We start from the raw sequence: 24,378 nt of genomic DNA on the forward strand, positions 1-24,378 counted from the left end.
CGTCGGGAATGAGCGTGGGCGGACTGCACGCCGGCGACCAGAACATTCCACAGCCACGTGCTTCTCACGCGGGGGGTTCTTCCCACGTGGGAGGGCCTTCCCGAGGCTCTTCCGCTGCTGGGGGGCCACCTGCTGGCGGTCCCCCGCCTTCTCGCGCGGCAGGTCCTTCTCGGGCGGGGGGATACGAACTTCCGCCTGCGTACGGGTATGGCACGCCTCTGCCTAACCAAACCGCCGTCTCTCCATCTCCGGAGGCGCCGGTTCAGTCCACCGAGCATGTTTCACGTGAAACGCCGGGCATGGATGAGGACGATCCGCCCCTTGCCATGGAAGCGTTGCGAGCTGTGCAGATCCTCAACCCGAGCGGCGAGATCATCATGCCGCGCCCAGACCACCCCCGGGTGATTTGCGTCGCCAATCAGAAAGGCGGCGTCGGGAAGACGACCACGACGGTCAATCTGGCCGTGGCGCTCGCGCTTCACGGCAACCGTGTGCTGGTGGTTGACCTCGACCCGCAGGGGAACGCCTCCACCGGGCTGAACGTCCCGCACCATGCCGGTGTACCGGACGTCTACGACTGTCTGATCGACAACGTGCCGCTGGCCGAGGTCGCTCAGCAGGTCGACGGTATTCCGAACCTGTACTGCGTGCCGGCGACCATTGACCTGGCCGGCGCCGAGATCGAGCTGGTGTCGGTCGTGGCTCGGGAGTCCCGTCTTGCCCGGGCGATCGCCGGTCACCCGGTGAAGTTCGACTACGTCTTCATCGACTGCCCGCCCTCGCTGGGCCTGCTGACGGTCAACGCACTCTGTGCGGCGCAGGAGGTGCTGATCCCGATTCAGTGCGAGTACTACGCGCTGGAAGGTCTCAATCAGCTGATCAACAACATCAACCTGGTGCGTCAGCACCTCAATCCCACCCTCGATGTCTCTACGATCTTGTTGACGATGTACGACCGGCGTACTCGTCTGGCAGATGCGGTGGAGCAGGATGTGCGGAACCACTTCGGCGCCAAGGTGCTGAACGCTGTGATTCCCCGGAACGTTCGGGTGTCGGAGGCGCCGAGTTACGGCCAGTCGGTGTTGACCTACGATCCGGGTTCACGAGGCGCCACGAGTTACTTCGAGGCGGCTCTGGAACTCGCTGTGCGTGGAGTCAACACTGGAGGGGCGGCATGAAGAACCGGCGGGGCGGCCTAGGCCGTGGCCTGGGAGCGCTGATTCCCACGACACCTCTCGTGGATACGGCGGGTTCCGTCGAGGTGCTTTCCGCGCCTGTCGTGGATTCCCCGGTCGGGCTGCCGTCGGTGGCGTTGGCGGAGCCTGCAACACCCGTCTTCGACGACGAACCGGTGCAGCTGGCACCGGTTCCTGGGGCACGGTTCGCCGAGCTGCCGGTTTCGGCCATCGAACCGAACGCCAAACAGCCGCGGCATGTCTTCGACGAGGAAGCCCTGGAGGAGCTGAAGACCTCCATTCAGGAAGTCGGCTTTCTCCAGCCGATCGTGGTTCGTGACCTCGGCGACGGCCGGTACGAGCTGGTCATGGGTGAACGCCGGTGGCGTGCCGCGCAGGCCGTCGGCAAAGAGACGATTCCCGCGATCATCCGGGACACCCCCGACGACGCGATGCTCCGGGACGCGCTGCTCGAGAACATCCATCGGGCCAACCTCAACCCGCTGGAAGAGGCGGCCGCCTACCAGCAGCTGCTGGAAGAGTTCGGCGCGACCCACGAGGAGCTGGCTCGGCGGATCGGGCGCAGCCGTCCACAGATCTCCAACACCATCCGGCTGATGAACCTGCCGGCTGCGGTGCAACGCCGAGTCGCCGCGGGCATCCTGTCGGCTGGGCACGCTCGGGCACTGCTCGGGCTCGACAACAGTGCGGCCCAAGACGCGCTCGCCGAGCGAATCGTCAAAGAAGGACTGTCGGTTCGGGCCACCGAGGAGATCGTGCACTTGGCGGCCTCCGACGACACGGTGGTGAAAACGCCGGCCGCTGCCCGACGAGCCAAGGTCCACGCACCGGCCTTGAACGATCTGGCCGAACGGCTGTCCGACCGCTTCGACACCCGAGTCAAGGTCGACATCGGCCGAAACAAAGGCAAGATCACGATCGAGTTCGCCACGGTGGACGACCTCGAACGGATAGTCGGCATGATCGGTGTCGAAGAGGAAGGCGCAGCCCGCGACGGAGACGAGCCGGCGGAGTAGCCCTTCCCCGAACTCGAAGGCGCGTGATCTATCACGCGCCTTCTCTGTTTCTCGCTCGCAGGCGTCCCCACCCGGTTCTGTCAGAACGATTCTCCTGGGATTTCAGATCCCCGATCGTCTGCTGCTTCGGCAGTTTCAGATGCCTCTTTTGGAGTTAAAACGGCGTTCTGATGGACAACGCGAAGTTTTACCGCTTCTAGCGGTTCGTCGGTTTCCTGATTTGGTGGCGCTGTCTTTTGACAACTCTCCTGCGGATCGCTCGATCGTCAAGATTCCCATGATGAGACTTCCTCATTTTGTAGCCGTCGTTCCAATCTTGTTGCCGCCGTTGGCTGGCGCCCTTCTTACGCGTTCGCCCCGCCCCGACTCGGGCAAGTGGACTTATCGTCACCGGAAGACTGAAAGTCAACAGCTGCCACGACAAGACCAGCGAGCAAGATCCTGGCACGGGGTTGGGTTGCATCCAACTCTTGGAGTGAACCTGCTAGGTCGACCTCAACGTAGCCACTTGCGCGGCTCCGTTTGTCGGGCTCGCTCGCTCATCTGTGGGCATTTGAATCTGGCTGTCAGTTCTCCGGACATCCCGAAGTAGAGAGCCATGTAAATCAGCCCTCGGGCCTTGACGGTCTTGCTCGACGTTCCCGATCTCGATCGCTACTGCTGGTACTTCCCACCTCTTCCGCCTCGAGTTACCAATCTCGGCTCAACGTGCCCGGTTGGCCGGCCCGTGCCGTTCCAAGTCACGAACTGATGTTGCACCTCAGCCTTCTCGGCATCAGCGTGGATGGAGTGTCCGTTTCCGGGTGCACCTCCATCGTCAGCGCTCCCCTTGACACTGCCCGCCAGCCCTTGCCCGGTGCTTGCCTGTCCTCTTCAGATTTTTGAGTGAACGGGATCGGGAGCAAGGCGCAGCCACCTCGCCCTGTGCGGATGCGGTTCAATGAACGCGCGAACGCTGCAGTCTTGGAGCAGAACCGGATTGCCTGCTGCCAACCCTGGATCACGAGCTCCCGCCCAACGGCCTCGTGCCCAGGCTGTGCGCAAGCTGCTGAACAAGCACACCCACGGCTCGATCCAACTGCATACACGCGGATCGAACTCACGGCACCCCACAATCTCGTCGCGGCTCGCGGCTCGCGGCTCGCGGCTCGCGGCTCGCGGCTCGCGGCTCGCGGCTCGCGGCTCGCGGCTCGCGGCTCGCGGCTCGCGGCTCGCGGCTCGCGGCTCGCGGCTCGCGGCTCGCGGCTCGCGGCTCGCGGCTCGCGGCTCGCGGCTCGCGGCTCGCGGCTCGCGGCTCGCGGCTCGCGGCTCGCGGCTCGCGGCTCGCGGCTCGCGGCTCGCGGCTCGCGGCTCGCGGCTCGCGGCTCGCGGCTCGCGGGAGTGAAGGGACCGGTCTTAAATCAGTCCACTGACTTAAGACCATGACCTCATCACCTGGGCTCCCAAGGTTTCACGTGAAACGTCCGCAGTAGCGACGGTGTTCTGGCCCATGTCCTTAAGTTCAGGACGGATAAGCATCAGCCCCGCGAAGATCGGCTTGCTCAGTGCCCAAGTTGCGAATGGCACGCCGGACTTCTTAAGGCCGGTCTTGCCACTGCGACCGGCTAGATCCGCTCGCCCATCATCTGCAGACAGCCAGCAGCCGACGCCCGTTTCACGTGAAACACTTCGTCGCCCGTCGCCCGTCGCCCGTCGCCCGTCGCCCGTCGCCCGTCGCCCGCCGGCGTGGATTTCTCCCCCATGTGCGGCATACCAAAGATCCCCTCGGTGCCTACTCGAAGATCATTGTCGTGGGCAACCCAAAGACGAGTCCTCCGCCGTCTGCAGAATCGGGGACGGAAGCGGGCTAACCTGCGACTGACCGCGATCTTCCAGTAGGTCCACCAATGCAGCCCAAGGCCCGCAGGTTCCGGAATGATGCCGAGACCCATGCCGGTGAGTCTTGAATGACCATCCGTTGCCCGGATGGTTCAGCTCCGGCTGTTGGTGCCTAATGTCCGGACCTCGGCCCTGTTGGCTGGTCTGATCCCATTAACTCGATCTCGCCTGAGTCGACTGGCCTACCTCCGGCGCGCGCCCTTCCTGGCCGTTCACTCGCACTTTCAGCCGAGCTTCAGAGGTGGTTTTCAAGATCGAAGTCCAACCTCTCCGGAGAACCACCAGCGATCTGCAGACGAACGACCCGTCTCAAGTCGTGAGCCAACGCGGTGTTGACGGAAATGACCGCGGGGGCTTGGCTCCGCTGTCATCGATCAAGTGGCCTACAAGCCATAGGCGCCCGCGCTTCAGTTGTCGCCGCCAAACGTCTATACGCCTTCCGCTTGTTTCACGTGAAACGGCAAGTTTAGGGGTGCCCGGTGCCCGGTGCCCGGTGCCCGGTGCCCTTCTGGCTTTCGTTGCTTAGAACATGGGTTGCGCCGTTTCACGTGAAACGGCGCAACCCATGAAACCTGGCCGTAGCCGAGGCTTCAGATGTCGTCTCCTCCGCCCGGAGCCTGGACTGGAGCAGTCAAGCGAGCCCGAGCCGTGAAGACCTCAGATCCGGGTAATGAGGACGTGGCAAGGTCCGCGTCATTCCGGGCTCAAAAGTTTGGATCCTGTCTGGGAGGGGCGACTTGGGCGGCCGGATCCAATGGGAGTGAGCCCGGCGCTGATCGGGGACTTCCTCGAGGGGACGACGGCTATCGGCCTGCCGGAAGCTAGTGAGGTCACCGTGCTGTGAAGGGGTTGCCCGAAAGGCGGCGACAATCCGGGACACTGGCCAGCCAGCCGCGGCAGCAAGGACGAGGGCGCTTTGGTGGTGTGGGTGCCGGATCCAGGCTGATCTTGCATAGCTGTTACCACCCGACCAACGCGGGCTGATCGGGCTATTGATGTGGCGGTGTCGCGCTATTCCAAAGCCTGCCAGTTCAGGAACTGCAAGGGCCTGTCTGGAGCACTGCAGCGCCTGGAGCCTGATGATCGACCGGCCGTTGGGGTGACCGGAGATCGGCAGCGGCAGTTAGCGGAACCCTGAAGGAATCCCTGTGGCAGCAGGCATGCCGTTTGCGTCGCAAAAGAGTGGCCCAGGTATCGGGGCTGAGAGCCTTTGCCTGGTGCTAGCCGGGCCACTGAGCTTGGGTCGTTTTGCCGGTCTGTAGAGAGAAGACCGTGCCCGGCACGCTTTGGGCAAAGAATCTGGTGCCGGGGTGCCGGGGTGCCGGGGTGCCGGGGTGCCGGGGTGCCGGGGTGCCGGGGTGCCGGGGTGCCGGGGTGCCGGGGTGCCGGGGTGCCGGGGTGCCGGCCGTTCAGGTTTTGTGGGTCGGGGCGGTCGTGGATTCACGTGAAACATTGGTCAGTTGGCGTGGGCGGAGAAGGAACGGGTGCCTGCTCCTCTCGCCGAGAGACTTGATGGTGGTTGATCTTTCCTGCTTTGACCCTTTGCAAACTCGGACCTAGCCGAGCGCTATAGAACTTTGCGTGCCTGGATCTGAAGGGCTGACCAAGACGGGCAGCGAGAATGCGGTGGCGGTGGGACTTCTGAGATGGGCACGTGTGGGCGTGGCCATAGGCGTTGGGTAGTGGTGTGGGCGGGGCCTCGCCTAGCGGCGAAGTGGGTTCGCCTTGCACCGGGACGGGTTTCGGGTGAAGCGCATCTGCGGGGATCTGGCGGAAAACTGCTTCGTAGGCCGCTGTTGTTGGCTGCCGAGATCGGAGCGGAAAGGCGATTGATTGCCGTTGGCCGTCGTTCTGAGGATGCCTGTTGAACTTCCGCTGAGGCCGTGATCCCGGGCGATTCGCCGCTTGCCGTGGTTCGTCTGTGAGGACCAAGACGGCTGAAGTTAGGACTGGGCGCTCCGAGACTGGTGGTGAGACCGAGGAGCGAGGCGCTTGTAGCCCGGGTTGCGGAGGGCGGCTTACGTCTTGGTGCGCCGAGCAACTCACGGCTTTGGGTGCCGCGGAGCCTGTGTTCCGGAGTGACGGAGGACTTGCGGTTCGGGGGCTGAGGGATGCCCGGAGCCAGCTGAGGGTCTGGATGCTGGCGGGCGGTGTATGTGGGCCGACTCGGGTGCCAGGTGGTTGGGTCTCGAGGTTGCTTCGGGCCCGAATCGTCGGACGTGGTGATGCGGCTTATGAATGCTCGTCGGTTGTCGAGATTGTGGCGAGGAGGAGAGCGGCATTTGGATGCGTGGGACTCGGTGGGGGTGAAGCGAGCCGTAGGTGTGGCGAGACTTCGGCGGATTAGAGACGGTCGGGCTGAGGGACTACTGCACTTGAGAACGGACGAGTTGGGGGTGGCTGGACCGAAAGTCAGCCGCGTTGTAAGGCGGTAGCCGAGGCCCACCGTGTCGGTCGAGCCGGCTACCGACACAAGCCGGTCGTGCCCGACGGCTGGGATCGGCGGTCGGGCTGGGATTGGCGGTCGGTCGGGCAGGGGCGGCTCGGATCGGCGGTCGGCCCGGGCGGTTAGGGCTGATGGTCTGGACCGGGCGGTTAGGGCTGACGGGCTGACGGGCTGACCCTGCGATCGGGGTCGGCGTCGGGGTCAGTGGTCTGTCTCGGTGGGTGTTCGGGATTGGTGGGCTGGACCGACAGTCGGGGCGGTCGGTGAGTGGCTGGAGTTAGGGGTGACTGGGTGGGTGGGTGGAGTCGGGGCTTGATGGACAGCGGTTGGGGGGTGATGGACGTTTGTGGATAGCGGCGGGCTTGTTTTGGGGGATCCGCCGACGGGGGTGCGGTGGGACGTGAATGTGAGAGTGGTCGTTCGGGTGTGGTTGGAGACATGCGTGATGGCCACTATCCACAACCTGTGTGTGGCGGCTGTTGATGGTGGGTCTTGCGTCGTTTCACGTGAAACGACGCCGATGTTGTGGGCTTCGTCCACTGCTCTATCCACAGGGTGTGCAAGCGTTCTACGTCGAGTTTCACGTGAAACACGGGAGCCTGTGGATAACTCCTGTGGATAACTTTTGGGTTGGGGTGGGCGAGGTGGGATCTTCATGGCTGTCAACGTGAGGTGGTACCTCCGTCGTGCGAAATTGATCCGGGACAGGCTGTCGTGGGCTGGGCTAAGGTCACGTCGTGTCTGAGAACACCACCCCCCTGCCTGACTTCACTCGATGGCCGTCCTTTCCCTTCGAAGGCGATATGCGGGTCAAGAAACTCGCCGCACCGGTTGATGTCGAGCCGCCCCGCAGCGGTGAGGACGGCACCGACTGTGTGGCTTGCGGGACGGCCGACGACTCGTACATCTGGGTCAGTGAGCGGTGGCGCGTCCGCGCGATGGATCGGCCCACCGGCCTGCCCATGGTTCTCATCCTTGAGTGCCGGTCGCACCTCGACCTGGGTGACCTGCCGAACCTGCTGGCCGCCGAGCTCGGCGTGATGACGGTTCGACTGGAGCGCGCCATTCGCTCGCTCGACGGTGTGGCCCGGGTTCACGTGAACCGGTGGGGCGACGGGAGTGCGCACCTGCACATGTGGTTCCTGGCGCGGCCGTACGGGCGACTGCAGTTGCGGGGTACGTTCCTGTCGCTCTGGGACGACATCCTGCCGGTCGTACCCGAATCGCAGTGGCGGGAGAGTCTTGCTCTTGTCGCCGCCTGGCTCGCCGACTTCGGTGGCACGGCGAACGCTGAGCCGGCACACATCGCGTGGGAGTCGTCCGGCAAGTTGAACGTTCCGACGACGACGGAAACCGACCGCCCGTCGACGCTGGGCGATGTCGACTAGGCCAAAGCCGGAGCAAAGCCAGGCCGGACCGAAGCCAGGCCGGACCGAAGCCAGGCCGGACCGAGTTAAGGCTGGACCAGACCGAGGCCAAGAAATTCTGTGGACGGGCATGGAAGCGAAAAGCAGACCACGAAACGCGCGACGGCCCGGCGGAATCCCGCCGGGCCGTCGCGCCGTAATGAAGCCGTGAACCGCTCCGCTCAGTGACCCTGACGAGCCACCGCGCGCCCCACCAGTGCACTCAAGACAGCCCCTAGATCCACCCCGGCCGCCTGCACCGCCAACGGCAGCAGCGACGTCTCGGTCATCCCGGGCGACACGTTGCACCCGAGCACGTGCGGTTGGCCGTCCTCGGTCACGATCACGTCGATCCGGGAGAGATCCCGCAGACCCAGAGTCTTGTACGCGGCCAGCGCCGTCTCCGAGACCCGGGCGGCGACCGAGTCAGGCAGCCGGGCCGGCGCGTGCCAGGTGGTGAGTCCGGCCGTGTAGCGAGCGGCGTAGTCGTACACCCCGTCCCGCGGCACGATCTCCACGATCGGCAGGGTTTCCGGTCCGGTGCCGAGGTCGATGATCGAGACGGTCACGATGGTGCCGGGCACGTACCGTTCCACGAGCGCCGTCGAGTCGTACGCAAAACAGCCGACCATGGCCGCCGGCAGGTCCGCAGCGTCGCGCACCACCGATGCCCCCAGCCCGGATCCGCCCTGGGCAGGTTTGACCATGAGCGGCAGCCCCAGCCGGGACACGATCCGGTCGAGCACCGATACGGCCCCGAGTTCGGAGAACCGGTCGTGCGGCAGCGCCACCCAGTCGGGGGTGGGGATCCTGGCGTCGCGAAGCATCGATTTGGCGGACGGCTTGTCCCAGGCGAGCCGGGCGGCCCGCGCGTCCGGACCGACGTAGGGCACCCCGCACAGGTCGAGCACCCCGCGAAGCGACCCGTCCTCACCGCTGGCGCCGTGCAACGCGATCACCACGGCGTCGGGCGGGTCGGCCTGCAGAGAGGGAAGCAGGGCGACGTCGGCGTCGTGCAGTTCGGCGGTCATGCCGATGGACCGGAGCGCGTCGTGCACCCGGCGCCCCGATCGCAGTGACACGTCTCGTTCGTAGGACAGTCCACCGGCCAGGACCAGAACTCGCAGATCGTCACGCGTACCCATGGTTGTGATCATGCCAAGTCGGGGCCGGGAACGTCCGCGGCGGCCGGACCACGACGGCGCTGCGGGCCGGGGTGAAGGCCGGCCTCACCGAAGACGGCACGCATCGCTAGTTCCTGTTCCATCACCCCGGAGAGGCGGCGTACGCCTTCGCGCAGCCGGTCGGGGGCGGAGAAACTGAAGTTGAGCCGCATGTTGGACCGGCCTGTCCCGTCGGCGTAGAAGCCGGTGCCGGGCACGTAGGCGACCCGGGCGGCGATGGCCCGCGGCATCATCGCTTTCGAGTCGAGTCCGTCGGGCAGGGTGGCCCAGACGAAGAGCCCGCCGGACGGCCGGGTCCACGTGGTACCCACCGGCATCAGGTCTTCCAGGGCACCGAGGAGGGCGTCGCGCCGTTCCCGGTAGATCTCCTGGTACACCTTGATCTGCTGCCGCCACGGCATGGTCGTCAGATACCTCGTGACGGCGCCCTGAGCGAACGCGCTGGGGCAGAGCACGTTGGCTTCACTCATCATGACCAGCTTCTCGCGTACCGCATGGGGGGCCAGGATCCAGCCGACCCGCAGCCCGGGCGCGAACGTCTTGGAGAAGGTCGAGCAGTAGAAGACACCTTCGCGACGGCGGGCCCGCAGCGGCAGCGGGGCATCGCCTTCGAAGGACAGCATCCCGTACGGGTCGTCCTCGACGACTAGTAGCCCGGCCCGTTCGCAGATGTCGAGGATCAGCTCCCGCCGTTCCTCCGAGAGGGTGACACCGGCCGGGTTCTGGAAGGTCGGGATCGTGTAGAGGAACTTGGCCCGGCCGTCGGTCCGCGCGATGGCTTCCTCGAGTGCTGCCGGAATCAGGCCTTCCGCGTCCATTGCCACGTGCCGGACCTGTGCCTGGGCGGCCTGGAACACGCCGAGTGCGCCGACATAGGTCGGCCCCTCGGCGAGCACCACGTCGCCCGGGTCGAGGAACACCCTGGCGAGCAGGTCGAGAGCCTGCTGGCCGCCGACCGTGACCACCACGTCGTCGGGGGAGGCGTTGACGATGCCGGAGTGGGTCATCACTTCACAGATGCGCTCGCGCAGTTCGATGGTGCCCTGGCCGATGCCGTACTGCAGGCTGGTGGCGCCCTGCTGCGCGGCCAGTTCACCGAGCATCTCGCCGACCGCGTCGAGTGGTAGCGCGGCGATGTAGGGCGACCCGCCGGCCAGCGAGACCACTTCGGGGCGGCTGGCGACGGCGAACAGGGCACGGATCTCGGACGTGGTCATGCCGCGGACCCGTCGGGCGTACCGATCGGTGTAATCGTCCTGGGTGGTGCCGGTCATGCGAATCACCTCTTCTAAAAGAAAGACTGAAACGATCGTAGACCGGCCCGGCACTTGCCCGACCTGCTCCCGTTCATGGTGGTTGCGACGTAAGATTCGGCGGGGCGCGGCGGCGCTCCGGTTCATGTCCTGTGATCGAGCTGCAAGGGGTCCCGGATGTCGCGACGCCTGGTCAATCTCACCCTCGACACTCTCGAGGATCTGCCCCGGCCTTGTCGGCAGTGCATCTATTGGGAGCTTGATCCCGTCTCCGCGGAGCGCGCCTGTGCCACCGGTGATCCCGGCCTCGAAAAGGAGGCGTGGGTGTCGCAGACGCTGCTGGAGTGGGGTTCGTGCGGCAAGTTGGCCTACGTCGACGGGATGCCTGCCGGTTTCGTGATGTATGCGCCGCCCGCCTACGTGCCGCGGTCGATGGCGTTCCCGACCTCACCGGTGAGTGCCGACGCGGCTCTGCTGACCACGGCCAAGGTTGTGCCCGCTTTCGCCGGCGGCGGCCTGGGCCGGATGCTCGTCCAGGGCGTGGCCCGGGACCTGACCAAACGTGGCGTGAAAGCGATCGAGGCGTTCGGGGACGCCAAACCCGACGAGACCGACGAGTCGTCGGCGTGTCTGGCCCCGGTCGACTTCTACCTGTCGGTGGGGTTCAAGACGGTCCGCCCGCATCCCCGGTACCCGCGGTTGCGGCTGGAGCTGCGGACGGCCCTGTCCTGGAAGTCCGACGTCGAGTACGCGTTGGAGAAACTGCTCGGCTCGATGAGCCCGGAGACCCTGTTGCGCCCGGTCCGCCCGGTGGCAGCCACAAGATCAGCCGAGAACTGAGAGAGAACTAGCCCTTTTCGGCCAGCGCGAGCCGCAGCTGGCGCACGTCGATCGAACCAGTGGGGACGTCCCGTTCGACGGGGAAATACATCCGCTGCACCGCGGCCAACAGCGCCTCGACCAGTTGCTCCCGGGACTCCGGGTCGATCAGCCGCTCGCGGTCCGTCTTCGACGTCAGGTAACCGAGGTCGACCCGGACCGTGGGCATGCGGGTGAGCCGGAGCAGGTCCCAACCTTTCGCGTGGGTGCGGCAGTCGTTCATTCCGGTCCGCACCACGATCTCGCGCTGCACCAGGTTCGCCAGCCGCTCGCCGACCGTGGAGCTGAGCCCGTTGCCGGTGCCGTAGTGGTAGGTCGCCACGCCCTCGGCCGCCGGGGACTCGTGTTCGTCCAGATGCAGCGAGATCAGCAGGTCGGCACCGAGGGTGTTGGCCAAGGCGGCTCGCTCGGCGCCACTCATCGGTGCGGCAGGTGACGGGCCACGGGTCAGGTGCACCCGCATGCCGGCCGCGGAGAGCCGACCCTCCAGCCGGGACGCCAGGTCGAAGACCAGGTCCGCCTCGTTCCACCGGAGTGGGCCGTCGGGCACCAGCACACCGGTGTCGGTGCCGCCGCCGTGTCCGGGGTCGATCACGATGGTCTTGCCGACCAGGTTGGGACCGGACTGCCGGAACGCCTCGGCCTCGCGCAGCCACTGCGGGCGCCCACCGACGACCTTGCGGCCGAGCCGGCGCAGCGCCTTCATCGTCTGAGGACCGCAGGAACCGTCGGGGACCAGCCCGACCTCGCGCTGGAACTGGGCGACCGCGCGGGCGGTCCGGGCACCGTAGACGGAGTCGGGGCGACCGGCGTCGTACCCCATCTCCAGCATGCGCTCCTGGAGTGTCCGCACATCCTCGCCGACCAGCGCGTCGGGCACCGAGTGGAAGAGCGCCCGCGCACCCAGCCGCCAGCGCGCCGCGTCGAGGGCACCCCAGGTCTCGTTGCCGACCATGCCGTCGATGCCGAGACCGCGACTCTGCTGAAAGGCCCGGACCGCACCCTCAAGCGCCTCGTCGAAGACGACCTCGTCGACGACATCGGGTTCGGCGCCGGCGAGCAACTCCAGGCCGACCAGGATTGACCTGATCTCAGAAACGGCCGGGCCGCTGTCTCCGCGTCGAATGGACCGCACGCACGACTCCTTTGACGAGAGGCGATAAAGGACACAATCCCCAGGAGAGTACGCCCCGCGACCCAGAAGGGGCGCGGGGCGTTGGACCCGAGTTGATCAGATGGATGACTCGATGAAGTTGACCAGGAAGCTCTTCGGCTTGGCGCCGGCCACCGAGTTGACCCGCTCGCCGTCCTTGAAGATGGTCAGTGTCGGTACCGACATCACCTGGTAAGCCAGGGCGATCTGCGGGTTCTCGTCGATGTTGACCTTGACGATCTCCAGCTTGTCGCCCATCTCCTCAGCGATCTCGGCCAGCAGCGGGTCGACCTTCTTGCAGGGCACGCACCACTCGGCCCAGAAGTCCACCAGCACCGGCTTTTCGGAGCGGAGTACATCACTGTCGAAGGTTTTGTCAGTGACTGCCTTGGTTGCTCCCACGAGGACCTCCCGGGTCTTACAGCTCGACGAATGAAGCGATGAAGCGCTCGGCGTCCAGCGCCGCGGAACAGCCGGTGCCGGAGGCGGTGATGGCCTGCCGGTAGGTGTGGTCGACCAGGTCGCCGGCGGCGAACACACCGGGGACGTTGGTGCGGGTGCTGGGCGCGTCGACCTTCACGTAGCCCTCGTCGTCCAGCTCGACCTGGCCCTTGAACAGCTCGCTGCGCGGGTCGTGACCGATCGCCACGAAGACGCCGGTGACGTCGAGGACCTTGGTGTCGCCCGAGTTGACGTCACGGAGACGGACACCGACGACCTTGCCGTCGACGCCGAGGATCTCCTCGACGGCCGTGTTCCACTCGACCTTGATCTTCGGGTTGTCCAGGGCGCGCTTCTGCATGACCTTGCTGGCCCGGAAGCTGTCCCGGCGGTGCACGATGGTCACGGTCTCGGCGAACCGGGTGAGGAAGGTGGCCTCCTCCATCGCCGAGTCGCCGCCGCCGACGACCACGATGTGCTGGTTGCGGAAGAAGAAGCCGTCACAGGTGGCACACGACGACACGCCGTGGCCGAGCAACTCCTGCTCGCCGGGGACCCCGATCGGGCGCCACGCGGAACCGGTCGCCAGGATCACGGCGCGGGCGAAGAACTGCTGCTCGCCGACCCAGACCGTCTTCAGGCCCTCGGTGCCGGGCTCGGTGGGCTTGTCACCCAGCTCGACCCGGGTGACGTCGTCGGTCAGGAACTCGGCGCCGAATTTCTCCGCCTGGGCCCGCATGTTGTCCATCAGCTCGGGACCCATGATCCCGTCACGATGGCCCGGGAAGTTCTCCACCTCGGTGGTGGTCATCAGCGCACCACCGGACTGCACGCCCTCGATCACCAGGGGCTTGAGCTCGGCCCGGGCCGCGTACAACGCCGCGGTGTAGCCCGACGGTCCGGAACCGATGATGATCAGATTGCGGACCTCGTCCACTGCCGACTCCTCAGTCTGTTTTCCGCCGAACGAATAGGCCGGCGACACTGCACGCTAGAACGTCATGCTGGCATTCGCCATTCCCCCGGGCAGGCTGGTGTCCGACCTCACGCGGGGGATGCGGTCAGCGTACCGGGAGTTTCCGGACGGTGTCGGCGCCCGCACCGGGCACGCCGCACTCAGGTCCCACCGCCCACACCCACAGACCGTTGGCGGCACTGAACCGGACGATCACCGCGGGTTTCCCGTCGAACAGGGCGTAGTCCACGCCCTCGACCGTGATCGTGCCGCCGCTGTTCTCCGTGGTGATCGCTTCGACGCAGGCCATCAGCTCGGCCGCGTCGTCCAGCCGGCCCAGCGCGCTGTTCTTCAGCGCTGTCGCCCTGGTCTTGTCGGGGGCGCTGATGCCGGTCTCCCCGGAGGCCATCGTCGAGCCCATCGGGACCTCGGTCAGGGTCGCCACGGTGTAGTCCATGCCGCTGCTGGTCACCGCGAACGGCAGGCCCGCCTCAGCGGCGCCCTCGGCGACGGCCGCGGACGAGGCGGTGTCGTTGCTGTTGTCCATCGGCTGGTTCGCCACCCACCAGCTGGCCCCGAAACCCGCGAACGCGAGCACTGCGGCGGCCACGGTGAGCGGCGCGGCCCACCGCCGGGCCCGTCGACGGCTGTCCAGATCAACGACCTTGGCGGGTACGTCCGGAGCCGGCACTTCCCGGGGCTCTGCCGCGATGGCGGGTGCCCTCAGTAGGGTGTCCAGCCGGTCCGCCAGGTCATCAGGCATCGGCTCCGGATCGAACGCCTCCAGCGCGCCGCCGACCGCGGCCATCGCCGGTGCCAGCGCCTCGAACGAGGCCCGCCACACCGGGTCCCCGGCCACCAGTGTGGCCACCCGCTCCTGGTCGGGAGTGCCGTCCAGAGCGCCACCGACGAAGTCGGCGAGCAGGTCGAAGTCGACCCCCTCGAACTCGGCGCCCGTCACCGCGGCTCCCTCCGATCAGACCCGGTCGGCAGCGTTGTCGCCGCCTCCGACCTGGATGAGACGGTCCCGCCGTCGTTTCGGTTCCCGCGCAGATATCCCAGGGTCATCGCCATCCGGGCGCGGCCACGAGCGCACCGGCTCTTGACCGTGCCCTCCGCCACGCCGAGCATCTCGGCCGCCTCGGCCACCCCGTAACCCTGCACGTCCACCAGCACGATCGCGGCCCGTTGATCGACCGGTAGAGCGGCCAGCGCGTCCCGTACCACCAGCACGGTGTCCTGATCGGGGGCGGGCGCCACCGGTTCGGGACCGGTGAGGTGGTCGTCGTCCCGGTTGCCGTCCGGCAGCGGCACGGTCGGGTGGGCCTGCCGGCGGCGCAGCCGGTCCAGGCAGGCGTTCACCACGATCCGGTGCAGCCAGGTCGTGACTGCCGCGTCGCCGCGGAACTTGGCGGCGTTGCGGTGTGCGTTGAGTAACGCGTCCTGGACCGCGTCAGCGGCCTCCTCGCGGTCACCGACGGTCCGTAGTGCCACCGCCCAGAGCCGGTCCCGATGGCGGCGCACCAGCTCGGCGAACGCGTCCGGATCACCCTCGACATGGGCACGCACCAGCTCGGCGTCGGTCGGCGCCGAGCTGGGTGGCCCATCGCGGAGAGTCACGTCAGCAATCTAATGCACCTGGGCGGATGCCGAGGTCTCAGTATCCGTACACCTCGATCTCGTTCACACTGACCTTGTAGCCGCTGCCCTCTTCGCTCGGCGGGAGCGAAGTGAGGAAGACCAGGACGTACTGGTACTTCGCGTTCGGGTCGAAGCCGTTGATGATCGAGTCGGTGCCGGTGGTCTTCTCCGGCTTCTCGTCGGAGAGCGACTTGTAGTCCTTGAGCAGCTTCTTGTCGCCGTTGCTGCTGTCACCGGGGTCCGACGAACCGGTCCGGACGTCCATCGTCACGCCCGGCACCGACGTGGTCACCCTGACGTCGGAGAGAGCGCGGGGCTCGCCCAGGTTGATCAGGATGCCCATACCTTCCTTCGTGTTACCGAAGTTCGGGGCGCCGCGGAAGGTCTGCGTGGACCAGCCGGTGTTCTTGTCGCCGTCGACGGTCAGTTTCGCCTCGTCGGCATCAGTGCGGCTGCCGGGCGGCGCGTCGACCAGCCGCACCATGTCGCCGGTGATCTTGAGTTTCTCCGGGATGGCCGGCGGTGCGACCGCCTCACCGTCGTCACCGGCGGGCGTGGTGGCCGAGGTGTCAGCGCCGGCGGTGTTGTCGCTGCTCGTCCCGGTGATGGCACGGATGCCGAAGACCAGGCCGATGATCGCGATGACGATCAGCGCGCCGACCCCGATCATGATTTTCGGGGCGCTGCGGGACGGTTCGCTCGACGACGAGCCGCCACTCTGCATGAAGCGGAGCGGGCCGGCATCCTCGTACTCGTCGTCCTCGGCGGCGGCCGCGTCCAGCCGGCCCAGCTCCGCGGTCAGCGCGTCGGAGGCCGGTGCCGCGACCCGGCGGTCGAGCAGGTCCATGGTCAGATCGTCGAGGTACGCCGGAACACCGGCCCGGATCTGACGTGGAGCCGCCGGGTTGCCGACGTTGTCCCGGTTCGCGTCGGTCAGTGCGGAATTCCCGACCTCGGCGTGCGGCCAGTGGCCGGTCAGCGCGAAGTAGAGGATCCCGCCGACCGCGCGGACGTCGCCCTCGACCGTGTCGGACGAGTCGGCGCGCGCGTCGGCCAGGACCACCCGGTTGTCGTCGGCGATCAGGATGCTGCCCGGGTGCACGTTGCCGTGCACCATGCCGGTGGCGTGCACCGCGGTGAGCGCGTCGGCCACCGAATGCGCGATCGAGATCGCCCGGGCCGGATCGAGCGGGCCCTCGGTGGCGATCAGATCCCGCAGCGACTCGCCGTCGACCCACTCACGGACCACATAGGCCCGTTGGTCCTCGTCGATCGCGTCGTAGACGCCGACCAGGTTGGGGTGGATCACCCGGCTCGCGGCGACCGCGGCCTGGAGCATTTCGGTGGCGGAGTCCCCGCCCGGGTGCCGGAGCACGACGGCGACCGACCGCCGGAGGATCACATCGATGCCTCGCCACACCTGCCGGCCGGCACTGTCATTGTTGACGTGCTCTTCCAGCTGGTAGCGCTCGGCCAGGATCTCACCAGCGGTGGGGGCACCGAAGGTCAAGACCGGTCCGGCCTCGTCGGCCGCGGTCTCGTGGCCTTCGCCGACCTGGGTCACCAGTCCTCCCTAGGTGGTGCATTCCGTGGTGCCGGATGACTGGACGCCTTATTCACTGGAGCCTCGTTCACTGAATCAGTGTCCCGGCACATAGGTCTCGTCGCACGGGACGATGCTCCCGCGTACATGACGACACCGACCATACCCGCACGGGGCCACGCTCCGGCAGGTCGTCCCCCCGGCGCGGCAGCGGTGTCGAACCCGGCCAACCGGGCGAATCGGTGACTCGACCGCCCGGAATCACCTGTTCAGGACAGTTGCTCCGGAGATCAGCGACCGATCTTCCGGCGCACCATCCCGACCACCTGACTGACCTCGTGAACCCGCAGCAGCAGGGCGGTTCCCAGATAGGCGACCAGGATCACCACTCCGCCGACCGCGAGCTGGGTGATCGCCTCGATCCGGCCGTCCGGCGCACCCGAGCCCGGGAGCAGCCGGACCACCAGGTAGGCGACGCCGGCCGCGACCCCGGCGGCGACCGCGACCCGGAGCAGCGACGTGAACACCGAGCCGAGACTGAGCCGGCCGATCCGGCGCCGCAGGACGGCCAGCGAGATCAGCGCGGACACCAGATAGGAGACGCCGTTGGCCGCGGTCATGCCGGCCGCGATCAGCGACTGGTTCAGGATCGCGGCGAGAATGAAGTAGCCGGCGATCCGGACCGCGACCACCGGCAGGTTGATCAGCGCGGCCGTCTTGTTGCCCTGCAGCGCGTAGAAGGCGTTGGTGCAGAGGAAGCTGATCGACAGCGGCAGCACCGCGAACGCGGCCACGGTCAGCACGGTGCCCATGGCCAGCGCGTCGTCGTTGGTGATCCGCCCGCCCTGGAAGAGGAAGACCGCGATCGGTTTGCTGAGGACGGCGTAGACCACCACGATCGGGGCGAGAGCCGCGGCGACCAGCTTGATGCCGCGGGTCAACTCCTCGCTGACCTCGTGGAACCGGCCGTCGGCGGCGGCCGCGCTCATCTTGGGCAGCAGCGCGGTCATCACCGAGACGCCGATGATGCCGTGCGCCATCATCATCAGCAGGAAGACGTTGTTGAAGGCCTGGGCGCCGGGGTTGGTCGTCCCCTCGGCCCCGTTCAGGGTCCGGATCAGTGCGAAGACCGCGATCTGGTTGGCGCCCACGTAGCAGAGCATCCAACCGGCCAGCCGGCCGATCTCGCCGAGCCCGAGCGCCCGCGGGTTCCAGCGCCAGGCCCAGTGGAAACCGACCTTGCGCAGGGCCGGCAGCAGGCCGATCGCCTGGACCACCATGCCGAGCAGGGTCCCGCCGCCGATCAGCGCGATCTGGGCGCCGGTGATGTTCTCCGCCGTCAGCGCCTTCTCGGTGCCGTAGATCAGCAGGAACGCCCCGCACACCGCGATGACCACGATGTTGTTGAGGATCGGTGCCCACATCGGTGCGGCGAAGTGGCCCCGGACGTTCAGCACCGCGCCGATCAGTGCCGACAATCCGGTGAAGAAGATGATCGGCAGGATCAGGTACGCGAAGTTCGTGACCAGGTCCCGGAAGGCCGGACTGGTCTTGTCACTGCTCGTCTGGATCGCGGTGATCAGCGGGGCGGCGAGCACCACCAGGACGGTGGCCAGGCCGAGCATGACCACGGCGAAGGAGAGCAGCCGCTGGGTGAACTCCTGACCGCCGTCCGGGTCGGACTTGCGCCGCCGGACCAGCAGCGGGATCAGCACGCTGGAGAGGACGCCGCCGAGCAGCAGTTCGTAGATCTGGCCGGGCAGGAACTGGGCGCCGGTGTAGGCGTCACCGACCGCCTTGCCGAGGGCCATGCCGATCAGCGCGTTCCGGACGAAACCGATCACCCGGCTGACCAGGCTGCCGATCGCCATGATCGCGCTCTGCCCGGCCGTACTGCCGCTGCTCTGTTGTTCCGGTTGTCCGGGGGTGTCGGCGGGACCGTCCACGGACATGACGGTCACACCCTCTTGTCCCGCGGGTTCACCGTCCGGTGCCGCGTGCGTGCTGCGGTACAGGCCGCCGTTCACCAAGCCTCCCGAGGGCTACCGATGTTGCAGCCACCTTAAAGCGCAAATGTCACACGTGGTGACGCAGGAGGGTGCCGGGCTCGGCTCCGGCCAGGGTCTCCACCATCCAGCATGCCTCCAGCGGAACCAGAGGCTCACTCAGCGCATCCAGAACCGTCGGATGGTCACAGCCCGCCGCGGTCAGGACATCGAGCAGAGCGGGTACCGCGGACAGGTCACCGGAGCGGGCGATCTCCCCGGCCAGTGGGGCTGCCGACACGTACTCCGCCTGGTCGGGAAGACGGGTGAGGGCGGCACTCGTACGACGTACCAGAAAGGAAAGGTCCTCATGGGGGAACCGCTCGTCCACGCGGACCTGGAGCGACGCGAACGCCGGGGCACTCAGAGCCGCGATGGCGGCCTCGTCGAGGACCTGCGGCGACGGCGCCGGGGGTGCCGGCCACCACTGCTCGCCGGCGAAGAGCGGCAGCGGCGTCTGCTCCGGACCGGACGGGGCCACCACCGGGACCTCCCGGCGCAGCGACCGGTACGCCGCCTCCCGCACCGCCGCGATCGCCGTCAGATCGTCCTCTGCGCCGGCCGGTGCGAACGGTGCGAGCAACGCCACCACCAGACCCGGATGTGGCAGCAGCGGGTCGTCCAGGGCGATCACCCGGGCGAAGGACTCCAGCTCCCACCAGCGCAGCGCCGCGGGGTACGGCCCACCGGCCGGCGCCCAGCCCAGCTGCACGGGCTCGCTGGAGGCGGGCACTCGCAGACCGAGCGTCCGGTCGCCGGACGGCAGATCGATGCCGAGCACCAGGGAGTAGCCGGCGATCACCGGAAACGTCACGCGCACCTGGGCCGGAAGTTCATCCGTGCCGGTCAGCCCGCCGGTCCAGAAGTCGGGGTCCACGATCAGGCGCTGCAGCGCCTCGGAAACGGGCATCCGACCATCCTGCCCGGCGGTAACTCTCCCCGCTAATGCGGATACCCTGGTAATCCCATGTCTGTCTTGAACTCCGCCCAGCAGAAAGCGGTAGCCGAGTTGCTCCGCGTGTCCCCCGTCGCCGATGAGCTCGGGCGGAGGTTCGCCGACGCCGGCCACGAGCTGCACCTGGTCGGCGGCTCGGTCCGGGACGCGTTGCTCGACAGTCTCGGCGACGACCTCGACTTCTGCACCGATGCGCGGCCCGAGCAGACCCTTGAAGTGATCAACGGCTGGGCCGACGCGATCTGGGAGACCGGGCGCGATTTCGGCACGATCGGCATCCAGAAGAACGGGTTGCGGATCGAGATCACCACGTACCGGGCGGAAGCCTATGACGGGGTGACCCGGAACCCGGTGGTCTCCTACGGCACGTCGCTGCACGACGACCTGTCCCGGCGCGACTTCACCATCAACGCGATGGCCGTCTCGGTGCCGGGGCACGAGTTCACCGACCCGTTCGGCGGGCTCGACGACCTCGCGGCCCGGATCATCCGGACCCCGGCGGCGCCCGCGCAGTCGTTCGGTGACGATCCGCTGCGGATGCTGCGGGCCGCCCGGTTCGCCGCGAAACTACGGTTCACCGTGGACGAGCCGGTCATCGCCGCGATGCGGGATATGGCCGCCGACCTGGACCGGATCACCGCGGAACGGATCCGGGACGAGTTCACCAAACTGATGTGCGCCGTCGACCCGCTCACCGGTCTGCGGCTGCTCGTCGACACCGGGCTCGCCGACCGTTTCCTGCCGGAGATCGCCGGGCTCAAGCTGGAGATCGACGAGCACGCCCAGCACAAGGACGTCTACGAGCACACGCTGATCGTGGTCAGCAACGCGATGCGCCTCGAAGGTGACGAGAGCCCCGACTTCGTGCTGCGGATGGCCGCGTTGATGCACGACGTCGGCAAGCCCGCCACCAAGGCCGTCGGCCGGGACAGCCGGGTCAGTTTCCACCACCACGAGGTGGTCGGCGCGCGGCTCACCAAGCAGCGGATGAAAGCCCTCAAATACCCCAAGGACGTGACCACCGAGGTGGTCGGTCTGGTCGCCCTTCACCTGCGATTTTATGGGTACGGGCGGGGTGAGTGGACCGACTCGGCGGTGCGCCGTTACGTGACCGACGCCGGGCCGCTGCTCGACCGGCTGCACAAGCTGACCCGCTCCGACGTCACCACCCGTAACCGGCGTAAGGCCGCCGGGCTGGCCGCCGACTACGACGCCCTGGAAGAACGGATCGACCGGATCGCGGCCGAGGAGGACCTGGCCAAGGTCCGACCCGACCTGGACGGCAACGCGATCATGGAGCTGCTCGGGGTGCCGCCCGGCCCGATCGTCGGCCAGGCGTGGCGCCACCTGAAGGAGCTCCGGCTCGACCGGGGGCCGCTGGACCGCGACGAGGCCGAGGCGGAACTCATCAAGTGGGCCCGCGAGCAGGGCCACATCGCCTAAGGCCGGCCCACGCTCAGCTCCCGGCCGGCGAAGTCGTCCGGCAGGACCTGGGATTCGAGCAGGGTGCCCGCGGTGTCGTACACCTCGGCCTCGGTCTGCCCGATGGCGAGGATCCGGCCGTCCGGCAGGAAGTGCACGTTCCGGCCGGGGACCGTGCCGACGTTCCGGCCGGTCCGGACGTCGGCGACGACGGTCGGGATCCCGTTGAACTTCTTGTTCCGGACCAGCACGTACCGGCCGTCGGGCGACCAGGCGTCGGTGCCGATCGGGACACCCGGCACCGGCAGGGTCCGGAGCTTCTTCCCGGTCGCCGCGGAGTAGACGACCACGTCCTTGACCGTGTCGGGCTCCGACTCCGACTGCGGGACGTCCGGATCTACCCGGGCCAGCGCGATCTCCGCGCCGTTCGGCAGCCAGGTGAAGAAGCAGTAATCCGGGCAGGTCGACATCGCCGCGCTGGAGTCCACCTCGACGCGCTCGCCGGTCGCAGCGGTCCAGATCGTGTACTGCTCCATCCCGTTCGACAGCACCCGCGTGCCGTCCGGCGACCACTGCGGATCTCCGGAGCCACCGGTACTGACCGCTCGGGGCGTGCTTCCCTCGCCGTCGAGAGCCAGCAGGTTGCTGCTGCCGTCGGAGACGATCGCGGTCGAACCGGTGGGAGCGCCCCAGACCGTGTAGTAGTCCCAGGGGCTCGCCCAGTAACCACCGGTCTTCCGATCGAGGATCACGTTGCCGTCCTGAACGGTCTTGCCCGCCGGTTCCTCCGAACCCACGTTCGTTCTGGTCAAAGCGGTGACGATCAGTCCGCCGGGCAGTCGGTAGGGCTGTTTCCACCAGTCACCCACCGGTTTCGCCGCGGTGATCGACGGCTGCGGGCCGGGTGTGGTCGGCAGCACCGGCGACTTCTCCCGGAACACCACGAAGGGGCTGGCGGCGGCCAGGACCAGAGCGAGCGCCGCGCCACCGATCGTGGCCCGGCGCCGCCGCCGGATCCGCCGTCCCCGGGCGCGGGCCACCCCGGCCAGGTCGAAGGGCCGCGGCGCGTCGGCGGCGAGATCCCGGACGGCTGCTCCCACGATCTCCTCCAGGTCTCTCATCGTGCCCCTCCCATCGAGATGTGCCGGTCGCCGACCAGGGCACGCAGTTTGCTGAGGGCCCGGGACGCCTGACTGGCCACCGTGCCGGGCCGGCAGCCGAGCAACTCGGCGGTCTCCTCGACGCTGCGGTCCTCCAGGTAGCGCATCACCAGCACGGCGCGCTGGCGGTCGGGTAGTGACAGCAGCGCCTCCCGGACCGCGAGCCGGTCGGCGACGTCCTGATCGTGACGGTGCTCCGCGGGGCGTTCCGGCACGTCGGCAACGGTCACCTCGTTGCGGTGGCCGGCTCGGCGCCAGGCCGATATCCGGTCGTTGTAGATGATTCTTCGTACGTACGCCTCCGCGTCGGAGTGGATGCGGGGCCATCGTGCGTATGCCTTGGCCAGTGCGCCCTGGACCAGATCCTGCGCGGCTTCCGGGTCGCCGGTCAGCGCGTGCGCGATCCGGAGCAGTGTCTGCCCCCGGGCCGCGACGAACGCGGTGAACTCGTCTTCGAGTGACTGCCTCACTGATCACCTCCGACGGGTCAGACGCGCCAGGGATCGGAATCTTTGCATGCATCGGCTGAACGGCTGGTGACGTCGAAACGGTAGCGTTCTACGCTGCGAGCGTGATCTCCGTACGCAATCGGGCCCTTGCCGCTCTTCTCACCCTCACCCCTGCCGCCGGGCTGCTCGTCGGCTCGCCCGCGCAGGCCGCCGACCTGGCCATCACCGTCAAGTCGGTCTCGCTCAGCAAGAGCACCCTCGTGCTCGGCTCCAAGGCCGGTTGCAGTTCGGTCGTCTTCACCGCTGTGCTCAGTGCCCCGCTGCCCACCGGAGGCGAGATCTTCAGCGGGGTCGGCGTCGACATCGAGACCCCGAGCGGTGACAACGCCGGCATCGGCGGAGCGATCACCCAGGTCGGGTCGACGGCCACCTACAAGGGGCCGATCTCCTTCTGCGGCAGCGGCCCGGCCGGCCGGTACACCGCGCTTGTCTACGGGGTCGTGGCCGACAAGAGCGGGGATTTCCAGACCACCAACGTCGTCAGCAAGTCGATCTACCTCAAGCGGCCGTCGTCGCTGACCCTGAACGCCACGCCCGAGCCGGTGGTCAAGGGCAAGAAGCTCACCGCCAAGGGCACGCTCAAGGTCAACGGCAAGGTCCTTTCCGGTACGCCCGTCAAGATCTATTTCAAGGCGGCCGGCGCTAGCGTCTACACCTACAAGGGCACTGCCAAGACCAACGCCAAGGGCGTCTACACCAAGGCGTTCACCGCTACCAAGAGCGGCGTCTGGAAGGCCGTCTACGCGGGCGGTAACGCGCGCAACGCCGCCTCCGCAGTCGACGCGGTGGCGGTGAAGTAGGCACACTTCAGAGTATGTTCGTCATCGAGACGCCGATCGGTCCGCTCGGAGTGGTCGCCGACGGCCCGGCCGTGGTGAGCGTGCGCTTCGCCGCCTTCGCCACCCGGCCGGACCCGGATGCCGATCATCCGGCCCTCGATCAGCTCCGGGACTACTTCGCCGGCGGGCTGACCGATTTCACCGTGCCGTTCGAGCTGCGCGGCGGGTCGGAGTTCGAACGGGCGGTCTGGGGCGAGATCGCCAAGATCCCTTACGGCGAGACGATCACGTACGGCGCGATCGCCACCGCCCTGGGTGACCCCGGCGCCGCCCGCGCGGTGGGCACGGCCTGCAACCACAACCCGGTCCCGGTGATCGTGCCGTGTCATCGGGTGGTCGGTGCCGGCAACAAGATGGTCGGTTTCGGCGGCGGCCTGGACCGCAAACGCATCCTGCTGGAGTTGGAGGCAGCGGTCGCCTTCCAGCGGGCCTGGAGCTGAAGAAGGCCGGCTCATCG

The 24,378-nt window shown here is 67.5% G+C and carries 18 protein-coding genes and 1 pseudogene; 7 read left to right on the forward strand and 12 right to left on the reverse strand.

Annotation, left to right across the window (positions count from 1 at the left end):
- The first annotated feature begins 218 nt into the window (after positions 1-218).
- The 3 genes and pseudogenes from BLU81_RS33310 to BLU81_RS33325 form a co-directional block, all read left to right on the forward strand.
- Positions 219-1,178, forward strand: a complete 960-nt coding sequence (locus tag BLU81_RS33310; protein ID WP_269461117.1) for a ParA family protein — start codon at positions 219-221, stop codon at positions 1,176-1,178.
- On the forward strand, positions 1,175-2,212 hold the full coding sequence (locus BLU81_RS33315; RefSeq protein WP_092550311.1) for a ParB/RepB/Spo0J family partition protein: 1,038 nt from the start codon (positions 1,175-1,177) through the stop codon (positions 2,210-2,212). The genes BLU81_RS33310 and BLU81_RS33315 overlap by 4 nt, the downstream gene beginning before the upstream one ends.
- 5,082 nt (positions 2,213-7,294) lie before the next feature.
- Positions 7,295-7,844: pseudogene (locus BLU81_RS33325) on the forward strand (hypothetical protein); the annotation flags it as partial.
- Between the two features lie 280 nt (positions 7,845-8,124).
- On the opposite strand, the gene BLU81_RS33330 reads toward BLU81_RS33325, so the two are convergent.
- Together BLU81_RS33330 and BLU81_RS33335 are read right to left on the reverse strand one after the other, a co-directional pair.
- The gene (locus BLU81_RS33330) at positions 8,125-9,099 is read right to left on the reverse strand and encodes a D-alanine--D-alanine ligase family protein (protein WP_092550314.1); all 975 of its coding nucleotides are present in this window, start codon (positions 9,097-9,099) and stop codon (positions 8,125-8,127) included.
- The gene (locus BLU81_RS33335; protein WP_092550318.1) at positions 9,096-10,400 is read right to left on the reverse strand and encodes an aminotransferase-like domain-containing protein; all 1,305 of its coding nucleotides are present in this window, start codon (positions 10,398-10,400) and stop codon (positions 9,096-9,098) included. The genes BLU81_RS33330 and BLU81_RS33335 overlap by 4 nt, the downstream gene beginning before the upstream one ends.
- A 156-nt stretch (positions 10,401-10,556) precedes the next feature.
- Between BLU81_RS33335 and BLU81_RS33340 the strand changes: the two genes are divergently transcribed.
- The gene (locus BLU81_RS33340; RefSeq protein ID WP_092550321.1) at positions 10,557-11,219 is read left to right on the forward strand and encodes a GNAT family N-acetyltransferase; all 663 of its coding nucleotides are present in this window, start codon (positions 10,557-10,559) and stop codon (positions 11,217-11,219) included.
- Positions 11,220-11,226: 7 nt separating this feature from the next.
- On the opposite strand, the gene BLU81_RS33345 is transcribed toward BLU81_RS33340, so the two are convergent.
- From BLU81_RS33345 to BLU81_RS33380, 8 genes are all read right to left on the reverse strand, one after another.
- Positions 11,227-12,393 (reverse strand): N-acetylmuramoyl-L-alanine amidase, encoded by a 1,167-nt coding sequence (locus BLU81_RS33345; RefSeq protein ID WP_092550324.1) that lies wholly within the window; start codon positions 12,391-12,393, stop codon positions 11,227-11,229.
- 96 nt (positions 12,394-12,489) lie between these two features.
- Entirely contained in the window at positions 12,490-12,813 is a 324-nt protein-coding gene (gene trxA, locus BLU81_RS33350) for a thioredoxin (protein WP_092550327.1), read from the reverse strand.
- Between the two features lie 16 nt (positions 12,814-12,829).
- Complete coding sequence (trxB, locus tag BLU81_RS33355) at positions 12,830-13,789, reverse strand: thioredoxin-disulfide reductase (protein ID WP_092550330.1); 960 nt, start codon at positions 13,787-13,789, stop codon at positions 12,830-12,832.
- Between the two features lie 124 nt (positions 13,790-13,913).
- Positions 13,914-14,768, reverse strand: a complete 855-nt coding sequence (locus BLU81_RS33360) for a hypothetical protein (RefSeq protein WP_092550333.1) — start codon at positions 14,766-14,768, stop codon at positions 13,914-13,916.
- The gene (gene sigM, locus BLU81_RS33365) at positions 14,765-15,427 is read right to left on the reverse strand and encodes an RNA polymerase sigma factor SigM (RefSeq protein WP_231953620.1); all 663 of its coding nucleotides are present in this window, start codon (positions 15,425-15,427) and stop codon (positions 14,765-14,767) included. The genes BLU81_RS33360 and sigM overlap by 4 nt, the downstream gene beginning before the upstream one ends.
- 37 nt (positions 15,428-15,464) lie before the next feature.
- Positions 15,465-17,012: a protein kinase family protein gene (locus tag BLU81_RS33370; RefSeq protein WP_092550340.1), complete on the reverse strand. Its 1,548-nt coding sequence runs from the start codon at positions 17,010-17,012 to the stop codon at positions 15,465-15,467.
- Between the two features lie 269 nt (positions 17,013-17,281).
- Positions 17,282-19,018, reverse strand: a complete 1,737-nt coding sequence (gene murJ, locus BLU81_RS33375; RefSeq protein ID WP_092550343.1) for a murein biosynthesis integral membrane protein MurJ — start codon at positions 19,016-19,018, stop codon at positions 17,282-17,284.
- Between the two features lie 49 nt (positions 19,019-19,067).
- The gene (locus BLU81_RS33380; RefSeq protein WP_092550346.1) at positions 19,068-19,946 is read right to left on the reverse strand and encodes a hypothetical protein; all 879 of its coding nucleotides are present in this window, start codon (positions 19,944-19,946) and stop codon (positions 19,068-19,070) included.
- 57 nt (positions 19,947-20,003) lie between these two features.
- Between BLU81_RS33380 and BLU81_RS33385 the strand changes: the two genes are divergently transcribed.
- On the forward strand, positions 20,004-21,434 hold the full coding sequence (locus BLU81_RS33385) for a CCA tRNA nucleotidyltransferase (protein WP_092550349.1): 1,431 nt from the start codon (positions 20,004-20,006) through the stop codon (positions 21,432-21,434).
- Here BLU81_RS33385 and BLU81_RS33390 read toward each other — a convergent pair.
- Together BLU81_RS33390 and BLU81_RS33395 are read right to left on the reverse strand one after the other, a co-directional pair.
- Positions 21,431-22,534 (reverse strand): TolB family protein, encoded by a 1,104-nt coding sequence (locus BLU81_RS33390; protein WP_092550352.1) that lies wholly within the window; start codon positions 22,532-22,534, stop codon positions 21,431-21,433. The genes BLU81_RS33385 and BLU81_RS33390 overlap by 4 nt on opposite strands.
- Positions 22,531-23,043, reverse strand: a complete 513-nt coding sequence (locus tag BLU81_RS33395; RefSeq protein ID WP_092550356.1) for a SigE family RNA polymerase sigma factor — start codon at positions 23,041-23,043, stop codon at positions 22,531-22,533. Before BLU81_RS33395 ends, BLU81_RS33390 begins: the two co-directional genes overlap by 4 nt.
- 101 nt (positions 23,044-23,144) lie before the next feature.
- Here BLU81_RS33395 and BLU81_RS33400 point away from each other — a divergent pair, with 101 nt between their 5' ends.
- The gene (locus tag BLU81_RS33400; RefSeq protein ID WP_092550358.1) at positions 23,145-23,882 is read left to right on the forward strand and encodes a hypothetical protein; all 738 of its coding nucleotides are present in this window, start codon (positions 23,145-23,147) and stop codon (positions 23,880-23,882) included.
- A gap of 14 nt (positions 23,883-23,896) precedes the next feature.
- Positions 23,897-24,361 (forward strand): methylated-DNA--[protein]-cysteine S-methyltransferase, encoded by a 465-nt coding sequence (locus BLU81_RS33405; RefSeq protein WP_092550361.1) that lies wholly within the window; start codon positions 23,897-23,899, stop codon positions 24,359-24,361.
- Positions 24,362-24,378: the final 17 nt, after the last annotated feature.

This window comes from Actinoplanes derwentensis (assembly GCF_900104725.1).
GTDB lineage: Bacteria > Actinomycetota > Actinomycetes > Mycobacteriales > Micromonosporaceae > Actinoplanes > Actinoplanes derwentensis.